Source organism: Thermoplasmata archaeon (assembly GCA_035632695.1).
Taxonomy (GTDB): Archaea; Thermoplasmatota; Thermoplasmata; order RBG-16-68-12; family RBG-16-68-12; genus RBG-16-68-12.
Map to the genome: position 1 here is coordinate 1 of DASQGG010000210.1, position 10913 is coordinate 10913.

The following is a 10913-nucleotide window of genomic DNA, read 5'->3' on the forward strand; positions in this document are numbered from 1 at the left end:
TACTTCTGTTCGGAGACGTGCCGGGAGACGTTCACGGCGCCCGAGCAGGAGATCAAGAAGCTCGCCCGCCTGTCCGTGTTCAGCCTGGGCATCGGTCTCCCCATGGCCGTCGTCGCGTTCGGTCTCGGACTTGGCTGGTGGTTCGCGGGCCTCGAGCAGCCCCTGAACGTTGTGTTCTTCCTCCTCGCGACCCCGGTCCAGTTCATCGCGGGCTGGCGCTTCTACCGCGGAACGTGGGACGCACTGAGGAATCGCAGCGCGAACATGGACGTCCTGATCGCCATGGGCACCTCCGCGGCGTGGGCCTACAGCACGGTCGTCACGTTCCTCCCGTACCTTGGCGTGCCGATCGCGAATCCCGTGACGTACTACGACACGGCCGCCGCGATCATCGGCCTCATCCTGCTGGGCAAGTACTTCGAGGAGATCGCCAAGGGACGAGCCGGCGACGCGATTCGCAAGCTCATGGACCTGGCCCCGCGCACCGCCCGCGTCGTGCGAAACGGGACGGAGGTGGAAATTCCGGTCGAACAGGTCCAGGTCGACGACGACTTCGTCGTCCGGCCGGGTGAGCGGGTCCCTGTGGACGGGGTGATCCTCGAGGGCGCCTCGGCGCTGGACGAGTCCATGATCACGGGGGAGTCCATCCCGGTCGACAAGAAGGCCGGGGACACGATCATCGGCTCGACGATCAACAAGACCGGTTTTCTCCGGGCCAACGCGACGAAGGTCGGGGCCGACACGACGCTCAACCAGATCATTAAGCTCGTCGAGGACGCCCAGATCTCCCGGGCCCCCATCCAACGCCTCGCGGACAAGGTGGCCTCCGTGTTCGTCCCTGCGGTGATCACCATCGCTGCCGTGTCGGCGCTCGCGTGGCTCGTTGCCTTCGGCAAGCCCGTCCCCTTTGCCCTGACGATCTTCATCGCGGTCATCATCATCGCGTGCCCCTGCGCCCTCGGTCTCGCGACCCCCGCGGCGATCATGGTAGGCACCGGCAAAGGCGCGGAAAACGGTCTCCTGATCAAAGGGGGGGAGTATCTCGAGAAGGCGCACAAGTTGACCACAGTCGTGTTCGACAAGACGGGCACGCTGACCAAGGGGAAGCCCGCCGTGACCGACGCGATCCCGTTCGGGGACCTCGACGCGGACGGCGTCCTGTGGCTCGCGGGGAGCGCGGAACAAGGGTCCGAACATCCCCTGGGCCAGGCCATCGCCCATGCTGCGGCGGCGAAGGAACGTCGCCTCGCCGAAGCCACGGACGTCGTCGTGAGCCCCGGGCTCGGGCTGAGGGCGAAGGTCGAGGGCCGTTCCGTCCTCGTCGGCAACCCCGGTCTCCTCGCGGAAGCCGGTGTGCCGTACGCAGCGGCCGAGCCGATCCTCGTGCGCCTGCAGTCCGACGGGAAGACCGCGATGCTCCTCGCCGTGGACGGGCAACTTCGCGGCGTGATCGCAGTGGCGGACACCCTCAAGGAGCATGCCGCCGAGGCGGTCCGCGCGCTCAAAGCCATGGACATCGAGGTCGTCATGCTCACGGGCGACAACCGCCGAACAGCCGAGGCGATCGCCCAGCAGGTCGGGTTGACCGCGGTCATCGCCGAGGTCCTGCCGAGCCAGAAGGAGCAGAAAATCAAGGAGCTGCAGGAGGACGGGAAGATCGTCGCCATGGTCGGCGACGGGATCAACGACGCACCGGCCCTCGCCCGAGCGGACGTGGGCATCGCCCTCGGGAGCGGGACCGATGTGGCCATGGAGGCAGGCGGCATCGTCCTGGTCAAGGACGACCTCCGGGACGTGGTCGCCGCGATCCAGCTGAGCCGGGCCACGGTCCGCAAGATCCGGCAGAACCTGTTCTGGGCCTTCGGATACAACACGGCCCTGATCCCGCTGGCTGCGGGCCTTCTGTTCATCGCCTTCGGGGTCCTGCTCGACCCCATCTACGCGGGCGCGGCCATGGGCTTCAGCTCCGTGTCCGTGGTCGCGAACTCGATGACGTTGCGGCGGTTCAAGCCCCGGATCTGAGAATGGAGAACGTTCATGAGGTCGAAGGACCAGGGGGTGAAGGATGGTAGCGAAGGATCCCGTGTGCGGGATGATGGTGGACGAGAAGCGGTCGGCGGGCACGTCGATGTACCAGGGTAAGACGTACTACTTCTGCAACACCGGGTGCAAGGCGGCGTTCGACAAGAATCCCGCCAAGTTCGCGAAGTGAGCCGCGCCGCCGCAAGTTCTCCGCAAGGCGCGAAGACCTTTCGGCCGACCGAACCGACCCCGAGTCCCGGCAAACGTTTATGCCCAGAGGTCACCCTCGTCGGAGCGTGGCGTCCGGCTCGTGGCAGAGGCTGCTCTGGAGCAAGCCGTTGTTCGGCCTGCTCCTCCTGAACCTCTTCTGGTGCGCCTCGTTCTTCATCGCGCCCGCGATCCTGGCGCCCGGCACGTTCGCATGGCCGTACGCGCAGTACCCGACCGTGGCCTATCACCTGGGCGCCGCGAACCAGCTGAACTACGAGGCGATTTGGCAGACGCTGTGGATCTATCCGCGGGCGGTGTACACCTTCGGGGACATCCAGTGCCACCAGCTCTGGTTCCGCTCCTTCTACATCAACGGCAACCAGATGCCCATGTGCGCGCGGATGACCTCCATGTACGTCTTCGCGAACGTCGGGCTCGTCGCGGCCGCCTTCGCACAGCCGTCGACGTCTGCGGGACGAGTCATGGTCAACGCCTTGCCCGCGTGGTTCCGGCGGCGTCTCGCCCGCTTCCACCCCGACCGCGCGGGCGCCCTGATCGTCGTCGTCGGGCTCCTGCCCGTCGCCATCGACGGATTCTACCAGCTCTTTTCCGACATCACGCACTATGAGTCGACGAACCTCATGCGCGTCCTGACCGGCGCACCCGGGGGATTCGTAGGCGGCTTGCTCGTCGGCGCCATGCTGATCTCGATCCGCCAGTTCCAGATGGACATCGCGAGGATGCGCGCGCAAATGCCTCCTGCGACTCCCTGAGACGCACGCGGAGCAACCTATATAGCGGACCCCTGTATCGGAGCCGCGTGGCCCGTCGGAAGCGGAAGGAGGACGTCCCCGTCTGGGAACCCCCCGAGTTCGACGAAGTCGGCTACATGCGCAAGGAAATCGAGAACGCGAAGATCTCGGTCGTCGTGATCGCTTGGGCCATCGTCGGGGCGATCCTGTTCTATCTCTTCTATGCCCTGAGCCTTGCCATCGTCGGGTTCCTCCTTGGACTCTTCGCCTTCGCTGCGCTGTATTTCCTGCTCCCCATGGTGGGCCTTCCCATCCATGGGTTCAAGCGACGGGACTGGGCGAGCCACGCGATGGTCTACTTCTTCAGCTGGCTCGCGTTCACGATCCTCCTCCTGAACCCGCCCTTCGGGAATCACACGAGCCCCGTCGTCGGATCGTTCCAGGTCGGGACGTTCAACACGAACGCGACCACGACGACGCCCCTGCCGAACTCCATGGAGTGCTACCCCGCAAGCCCGAGCTCGGTGGTTCACATCCCGCGGTCCGGGAACAACACGATGTACGTGATCTTCCGGGCGACCGACAATGTGGGAATCCGCGACGTCCATGTGAGCGTCGGCGGCAAGAACGCAACCGCCTCGGACGTCTCCGGCAAGGCGAACGCGTGTCTGGGCGCGGCAAATCCGACGTTCTATCCGAACACGTACGCCGTATCCTTGCCGAACGCGCCCTCCGCCATTCTTGTTGTCACCGCCACGGACACGAGCGGACTGGCGACCACGGAGACCATCACCATCAATTCCCCGTAGTCAGCGTTCCCAGGGGAACCGCTTGTCGAACAGCACGGTCCACGCGGCCCCGTACGCGGCGAGCAGGGCCGCGGACCCGGTGCGGACTCGGAGGCTGCGTCTGGCGGTCTTCTCCAGATCCTTGCCCAGGCTCAGGGAACGCCACGAGCCTCGGATCAAGGAGCCGGGTTCGACGAACGCACGGGCCACGTCTACGGTCCACCGCTCCTGCACGATGAAGGGTCCCGCCAAGGTCCGGGAGTCGCTCCGCCACTTCTCCAGGAACTCCTTCGCGTTCTTCACCCACACGGGTGGCCCCTCATGGCGCTGGACGCGGGGCAGCGAGGCGATGGCGAACTCGAAGAGGAAGACGGCTTCGTTGCCCGCGACGTCGAAGCGGGAGTCGTGGACGGAGAAGCCCTCGCGATCGAACAGCTCTAGGAAGGCCCGGTGCGCCTTGCGGAGCTGGGGGTACAGGACGTCCTCCGTGACCCCGGGCGCACGGATCGACACGGCGAGGAGGTGACTGCCGCGTCGCTTCGCAAGCGCGCGGAGGCGAGGCACCGAGAGCGGCTTGAGGGGCTTCGGGAAGAAGAAGGGCTTCCGCGGATCCCGCAGGTATTCGCGGGCCGCGTGGACAAAGAACGCCATCTGTTCCAGGGAGACCGCGCTGGCCACGTTGCGGTTCGGGTCGACCGGGTCGACGACGACCAGGGGCTCGTCGAACTTGCGCCCCGGGGGGCGGTCGAGCTCGAGGACGGCGCCGCGGCGCCACGTCAGGCTCGCCTCGAGCACGCCCCGGAACGAGCCATACTTTAGCACGAGGAGCTCGCAGAGATACCCGCTGAACCCGCGGATCTTCGCCTCGGCGCCGTAGAGACCGATGCCCTCCGACCAGGCCTTCAGGAGACGGATCTGGTCCCCCTGGTCTCCGTTCAGGTGTCCCAGGACGTAGTCCACGTGGAGCGGCGTCCGGTCCACCGCGCTCATCCGCTGGCTCGCGTCCGTGATGTGGTAGCAGGGGACGATCTCCACCTGGATGCCGCGGAAGAACCCCCGCGTGTACGGATGCTCCGCGTACATGTGCACGCCCCGCTCCAGGATTTCCCCGAGGGCGAGGCCGCGCGTCTCGAGCTCGTCCCGGGGCAGGTCGGGCGGGAAGGCGACGAAGAGATCGACGTCGGCCCCGGTGAGGTGGGTGCCCTTGGCCACGGAGCCCGAGATGAAGGGCTTCGCCTCCCATCCCCTGGCCTTCAGGACCGCCTGGACTTCCGCGAGGAGGTCGCGGACCATGGCCTCCAGGGCCTTCTCCTCCTCGGGCGGCGGCCGGATGCGCGCGAGGATCTCCGCCTCCAGGGTCACGGGCGGGGGATGCGGCGCGGCGCATAAAAGGTGTTGGGGACGCTCAGTGGAGCACGCCCGTGGTCAGGGCGTTGTTGTACGCGCCGATGATGCCGTTGATGATGAACTGGACCGCGATGGCCGCGAGGAGGAGTCCCATGATCCGTCCGATGACCTTGGTCCCCGTGCGGCCGATTCGCTTGAAGATCCGGTCTGCGTAGTGCATGAGGAAGAACGTGGTCATCACGGCGACGAGGATCCCCGCGAAGATGAACATCTTGTCCATGGGGTCCGCGACAGGATGGGTCATGTAGATCATGACCGTGGTAATCGCGCCCGGTCCTGCCAGAAGGGGCACGCCGAGCGGGATGATCCCCACGTCCTCCCGCTCCAGGGTCTCCGTCCGCTCGGACTCCGTCATCTTGGTCCGCGGGCGCTCGCCGTGCATCATCTCGAAGGCGACGACGAACAGCAGGACGCCGCCGGCGATCTCGAACGCGGGAATCGAGAAGCCGAACGCCGCGAAGATGAACTGGCCGAAGACGGCGAAGACGCCCAGGACCGTGGTGGCCACGAGGCAGCTCTTGGAGATCACGTCCCGCTTCTGCTGGAAGCTCATGTCCTCCGTCAGGACGGAGAAGAACGGGATGACCCCGAAGGGATCCACGATGGCAAAGATGGAGGCCATGGCGGTCGCTGCGAAGGCGACGTCGACCATGGGCTTCCCTGGATGATGGCGGACGTTGCGGCCTAGTGCTTCTTCATCAGCTTCATCCAGCCCGCCGACTCGAACACCGCGAGGCCGCGGACCCGGGCCGTCTGCTGGAACTCGTCCCAGGTGATGACCGTGAGCTTGTCGCTCGGGGTCTTGGAGAACCGGAGTGTGTTCGTCCCCTTCACCTTGCTCGGTTGCAGCCCTTTGTCGGCCGCGATCTTCCGAGCGTCGTCGAACGAGATCTCTCGGAGTGCTGGCATGTTCCCATCCCTTGACCGCCTCCACCGGAGGCGTGCAGACGCTCGTACGACGATGACCCTATTTCTGTCTTTCGTTTGTCTGACGCTCCGTTGACAATTCGGAGCCCGCCCCGACGCCCCCGGCCGCGACGGTCCGCGCGCGATCTCCGCCTCGGCGATCCCGCGAAGCGGCCGACCGACACGATCTCCCTCCGGGTAGGGCGCGTATGTTCTCGTGATTGATTTCTTCGCAGCACCACTTATATACGAACAGACCGCACTGCGTCCACCAATCGCCATCTTGCGGTGGTGAGCGAACATGCCGAACGACAAACCGTCCCCCCTCATCCTGGACGCCGTGAAGGCGTCCGCGTCGAAGTTCAAAGAAACCAAGTCGGCCCTCGAGGCGCGTGCCAAGGAACTGGACGCCCTCAAGGTCCAGCTCGACGCGGCGAGGGCGGACCTCGAAAAGCAGTCCGCGAAGCTCCAGGCGGACCGCAGCGCGTTCTCCCAGGAACGCCAGGATGTCGCGGAGTCCCGCGCCTCCATCGACCGGGACATCGCCGCCATGCGATCGGACCGCGAGAAGGTCGCCGCCGAGGAGAAGCGGCTCCAGGACTGGGCGCGAACCCTGAACGACCGCGACCGTGCCGTCAAGGAGGGCGAGGACCGCATCAAGCGCCTGGAGGTCGAGCTCCAGGGCCAGATCAAGGATTCTGAGAGCAAACTCCAGGCCCTCGTCGAGCGCGAAGAACTCATGGCCCAGCGCGAGCGGAGCCTGGCCGACATGATCGACCGGTTCTCGACCATGGAGAAGGGGCTTGCGGAGCGCGAGCGGACCCTCTCCCGTCGCGAGGAGGACCTCATCCGGTCCCAGAACGACCGGCTCGCGGCGCTCGAGGCCCGCGAGAAGGAGATGCTCAAGATCGCCGAGGACATGCACGCGCGGCAGAAGGAGTCCCTCGCGCAGCACGACTCGTTCGTCGAGCTCCAGGGCAGCCTCAAGGGGGAACTCACCCGGCTCGCCTCGGAGCGGGAGAAGCTCGCCCAGAAGGAGAAGAGCCTGATCGAGGCGGAGAAGTACCTCGCCGCGGCGCTCGAGGCGAGCGGGATCGACGTCGCCGTCGAGCCGCCGACCCATGTGCCGCCGCCGCCCCCGCCCTCGCCGCCCCTCGGGGCGCCGCCACCTGTGCCAACCCCCGCGCCCAAGGTGGAGACCCCCAAGGACGATCTCATGGAGGAAGCACTCCCCTCGGAGCCCCGGTCCCGAATTTCCCGGACCGAGGCCCTGGACCGGATGACGAAGGCCCTCGAGACCGCGAAGAAGGCCCGCGACGCGGGGCGGAACGTGAGCGAGATCCGCAAGACGCTCAAGCAGGCCCGGGCCGCGTTCGAGGCCGGGGACTACGACTCCGCAGCCAAGCTCGCCGAGGAGATCCTCAGGGAACTCGAGGCGGCCCCGCTCCAGCACTGAGCGTCCCGCCGTCGGCCGCAGCCGCCGTCGCACGCGCCGCCGCGGCTACTGCGGCCTGCTCCTTCTCCCACCACTCGGGCGCGAGCGGGGCAGGGGCCCCGAACTCCGTCCCGGTCATGGGCATGCCGCCCCACGGGTCCGGGCTGGACCGGGGTCCGCGGAAGAAGCTCCAGATCATGTTCCCTGCGAAGATGAGCTGGCCGGTGCCCAGGATGTACGCGCCGATCGTCGCGAGCCAGTTCAGCGTCCAGAACTGGGCCGGGTACGTCCAGACGCGGCGCGGCATCCCCTGGAGGCCCAAGAAGAGTTGGCAGAAGAACACGAGATTCAACCCGACCATAGTGAAGGCGAAGTGCCAGCGGCCCAGGCGCTCGCTGTACATGCGGCCCGACATCCGCGGATACCAGTAGTAGATCCCCGCGAGGACACCCATGATCGTGCCGCCGAACAGCACGTAGTGGATGTGGCCCACGACCCAGTACGTGTCGTGGAGCTCGTAGTCCACGGGGATGGGCGCCTGGAACACGCCCGTGATGCCGCCGATCACGAACATGCCCACGAAGCCGATCGCGAAGAGCATGGGCGTCTTGAGCTCGATGGCTCCGCCCCACATGGTCATGATCCAGTTGAACACCTTGATCCCGCTCGGGACCGCGATGATCAACGTGATGATCATGAAGGGAAGGCGCGCGCTCAGGTCGATGCCCGACGTGAACATGTGGTGGACCCAGACGCCGAAGGACAGGAAGGCGATCGCCACGGTGGAGAGGGCGATGGCCTTGTACCCGAAGATGGGCCGGTGGGAGAACCGAGGGATGACCTCGGACACGATGCCCATCGCGGGCAGGATCATGATGTAGACCGCGGGGTGGGAGTAGAACCAGAACAGGTTCTGCCACATGATCGGGTCGCTGCCGTTGAGCTGGGTCAGGAAGTGCGTGATCCCGTGGCGGTCCAGGAGGAGGACGAACAGGCCTGCGGCGAGCACGGGCGTCGCCACGAGCGTGATGGCCGCCGTGGCGACAATGGACCAGGCGAAGAGTGAGAGGTTCTTCAAGGTCACGCCGGGAGCGCGATGGCGGAGGGCGGTGACAAGGAAATTGATCGCGCCCGCGGTGGAAGAGATGCCCAGCAGTTGCAGCCCCACGATCCACATGTCCACGCCGACGCCGTTGTCGAACGCGGACAGGGGCGTGTACCCGGACCAACCGACGTTCGCCACGCCGAGCCACATGATGGTCCCGGCGACCGGAATGAGCCAGAAGCTGAGCGCGTTCACGCGTGGGAAGGCCATGTCCTTCGCGCCGATGAGCGGGGGAAGCATGAGGTTCCCGAATCCCGCGAGGATGGGGATCGCCACGAGGAAGACCATCGTGGTCCCGTGCATCGTGAACAGCTGGTCGTACGTCGCGGAGTCCACGAACGACTGACCCGGATAGGCGAGCTGGGTCCTGATGAGTTCCGCGAGCAGCCCGCCCATGAAGAAGAAGATGAGCGAGTTGACGATGTACATGATGCCGATGTCGTGGTGGCTCGTGGTATAGATCCACTTGAAGACGCCCACGCGCTCGTGGACAACCTCTTCCTCCACGCCGTGCCGGATGACCACCTCGCCCGCCATCGCTGGACCTCAAAGACGCGCCGACAGAGTTAGGTCGACCGAAACGGGAACCTCGGCGTCGTAGAAAAGGGTTTCCACATTCTCCTGCGGGCATCGGCGACGAACGACGGAGTTCGCAGGTTCCCTCCATGGAATCAACGAGTTCGGAATGCCGAAGATTTCGGCAAACCGCAAACGCTTTAGAGCACCGCGGTGTTCGGCGCGGCGATGCGCGCGGCGCGTCGACTGTCGATTTTGGCGACGACCGGCTTGATCTCCCTGCTGGGCGCCGCCGCGGGTGCTTCCGCGGCGGGCGCGTCCACGAGCATGACCCAGATTGCGAACTTGTTCTGGATCGTGGCCATACTGGCCGTCGGCATCGGCGTGTTCGTCGGCATCGTGCTCGTGGCCACAGTACTCAAGTTCCGGGTGCGCAGGGGTCACACCGCGCCGAATCCGAAACTGGCCTCCTCGAACCATACCCTCGAGGCCGCATGGACGATCGTCCCGGCGGTCATCCTCCTGGTCCTCGGCGTCCTCGCCTTCGAGACGCTCACCTTCACAGACACGGTCCCTCAGCACTACGACGTCCAAGTCACGGCGATCGGGCATCAGTGGTTCTGGGAGTTCTGGGTGAATTACACCGGGAACGGAACCGACATCCACTATCCCGTGGGCGCGCTCACCCTGATCTCGAACCAGACCGTCCTCCTCGTCGTGAAGTCCGTGGACGTGGACCATTCCCTCTTCATCCCCGCCCTCGGCGTCCACTTGGATGCCATCCCCGGCCACGTGAACCAAATCTGGTTCAAGCCGGACATGCCGGGTCAGTATGTGGTCGTCTGTACCCAGTTCTGCGGTCAGGGTCACTATGCCATGGACGCAACCCTCACGGTCGTTCGCTAAGGCGTTCCTGCTCGCCGCGGCCCTCATTGGCGTCGGGTTGGCCGGATTCACGATGCCGGGCCACGCGAGCCCAGCCGTCGCGCCGCCCGTCCTCGCCACGGGCGTGGTCGAGAACATCACGTTGTACGGGAGCGCCCTCACGGGGTGGGGATACGGTGCGAACAACACGACGAACCCGGGGCCCCATCTCCACGTTACGTACGGGGACACGATCCAGCTCACCCTGGTTTCCCTGGACGGAGCGGGTGTGAACCACAACTGGTTCCTCGCCTACGACAACGGCACGTCGCCCGCCTCGGGGGAGCCCTCATCCCCGCAATTCTCCCAAGGCAACTCGATCGTCTGGAGCTTCGTGGCGGACCGGGTCGGGACCTACACGTATCGATGCGAGGTCCATCCCACGGGGATGACGGGCACCGTCACGATCTCCGCGGCGACGCACTACACGTTGTACGGTGACGCCTCGAAGGGCTGGGGATTCACGCCCACGAACATCACGAAGCCGGGCCCCACGCTCGTCGTGGAGAAGGGGGCCAACGTGACCCTGACCCTGTACTCCGCGGACGGGACGTTCCACACGTGGTTCATCGACTACAACAACGATTCCTCCGTGGACGCCGGGGAAACCCAGTCCGGATTCTTCGGTGCCTCCGGGAACCCGAACCCACTGAACTACACGATCCCCACAGGCCAAGCGGGCACGTTCGCCTATCGATGCGGCATCCACACGAACACGATGTGGGGCATGATCGTGATCCTCGGCCCGCCCGCCCCGGCGCCCGCGAAGTTCCCGATCCCGCTCATCCCAGGCATCATGCTGGGCGTCATCATCGCCGTCCTCGTCCTCGCCGGCGTGTACCAGGTCC

At 65.8% G+C, this 10913-nt stretch carries 11 protein-coding genes; 7 read left to right on the plus strand and 4 right to left on the minus strand.

Annotated elements, in window-relative coordinates; translation table 11 throughout:
* From VEY12_13075 to VEY12_13090, 4 genes are all read left to right on the plus strand, one after another.
* Positions 1 to 2022: copper-translocating P-type ATPase (locus VEY12_13075; GenBank protein ID HYM41054.1), on the plus strand; the 2022-nt coding region annotated here is incomplete at its 5' end.
* Positions 2023 to 2065: 43 nt separating this feature from the next.
* A complete protein-coding gene (locus VEY12_13080) occupies positions 2066 to 2212 on the plus strand; it encodes a YHS domain-containing protein (GenBank protein ID HYM41055.1) in 147 nt (48 codons plus the stop codon).
* Positions 2213 to 2318: 106 nt separating this feature from the next.
* Positions 2319 to 3005: a DUF2085 domain-containing protein gene (locus VEY12_13085; GenBank protein ID HYM41056.1), complete on the plus strand. Its 687-nt coding sequence runs from the start codon at positions 2319 to 2321 to the stop codon at positions 3003 to 3005.
* A gap of 47 nt (positions 3006 to 3052) precedes the next feature.
* A complete protein-coding gene (locus VEY12_13090) occupies positions 3053 to 3793 on the plus strand; it encodes a hypothetical protein (GenBank protein ID HYM41057.1) in 741 nt (246 codons plus the stop codon).
* On the opposite strand, the gene cca is transcribed toward VEY12_13090, so the two are convergent.
* The 3 genes from cca to VEY12_13105 are packed head-to-tail and all read right to left on the minus strand — an operon-like array spanning position 3794 to position 6088.
* Positions 3794 to 5134, minus strand: coding sequence for a CCA tRNA nucleotidyltransferase (gene cca, locus VEY12_13095; GenBank protein HYM41058.1), 1341 nt, complete (start codon positions 5132 to 5134; stop codon positions 3794 to 3796). It lies immediately after the preceding gene.
* 43 nt (positions 5135 to 5177) lie between these two features.
* Complete coding sequence (locus VEY12_13100; protein HYM41059.1) at positions 5178 to 5831, minus strand: MarC family protein; 654 nt, start codon at positions 5829 to 5831, stop codon at positions 5178 to 5180.
* Positions 5832 to 5863: 32 nt separating this feature from the next.
* The gene (locus tag VEY12_13105; GenBank protein HYM41060.1) at positions 5864 to 6088 is read right to left on the minus strand and encodes a hypothetical protein; all 225 of its coding nucleotides are present in this window, start codon (positions 6086 to 6088) and stop codon (positions 5864 to 5866) included.
* Positions 6089 to 6386: 298 nt separating this feature from the next.
* Between VEY12_13105 and VEY12_13110 the strand changes: the two genes are divergently transcribed.
* A complete protein-coding gene (locus VEY12_13110) occupies positions 6387 to 7541 on the plus strand; it encodes a hypothetical protein (protein HYM41061.1) in 1155 nt (384 codons plus the stop codon).
* On the opposite strand, the gene VEY12_13115 is transcribed toward VEY12_13110, so the two are convergent.
* Positions 7507 to 9162: a cbb3-type cytochrome c oxidase subunit I gene (locus tag VEY12_13115; GenBank protein ID HYM41062.1), complete on the minus strand. Its 1656-nt coding sequence runs from the start codon at positions 9160 to 9162 to the stop codon at positions 7507 to 7509. The two genes, VEY12_13110 and VEY12_13115, sit on opposite strands and share 35 nt — an antisense overlap.
* 207 nt (positions 9163 to 9369) lie before the next feature.
* On the opposite strand from VEY12_13115, the gene VEY12_13120 reads away from it, so the two are divergent.
* Positions 9370 to 10047 carry a cytochrome c oxidase subunit II transmembrane domain-containing protein gene (locus VEY12_13120; GenBank protein ID HYM41063.1) on the plus strand — a complete coding sequence of 226 codons (678 nt, stop codon included), beginning with the start codon at positions 9370 to 9372 and terminating at the stop codon, positions 10045 to 10047.
* Positions 10013 to 10913, plus strand: a 901-nt coding sequence (locus tag VEY12_13125; GenBank protein ID HYM41064.1) for a plastocyanin/azurin family copper-binding protein, incomplete at its 3' end; no start/stop codon positions are given. The genes VEY12_13120 and VEY12_13125, both read left to right, overlap by 35 nt.

Excerpts from the sequence above, each read along its gene's own strand:
- VEY12_13110 (HYM41061.1), top strand. The coding sequence starts at position 6,387 with ATGCCGAACGACAAACCGTCCCCCCTCATCCTGGACGCCGTGAAGGCG.
- VEY12_13105 (HYM41060.1), bottom strand. The coding sequence starts at position 6,088 with ATGCCAGCACTCCGAGAGATCTCGTTCGACGACGCTCGGAAGATCGCG.
- VEY12_13080 (HYM41055.1), top strand. The coding sequence starts at position 2,066 with ATGGTAGCGAAGGATCCCGTGTGCGGGATGATGGTGGACGAGAAGCGG.
- VEY12_13120 (HYM41063.1), top strand. The coding sequence starts at position 9,370 with ATGCGCGCGGCGCGTCGACTGTCGATTTTGGCGACGACCGGCTTGATC.
- VEY12_13115 (HYM41062.1), bottom strand. The coding sequence starts at position 9,162 with ATGGCGGGCGAGGTGGTCATCCGGCACGGCGTGGAGGAAGAGGTTGTC.
- VEY12_13100 (HYM41059.1), bottom strand. The coding sequence starts at position 5,831 with ATGGTCGACGTCGCCTTCGCAGCGACCGCCATGGCCTCCATCTTTGCC.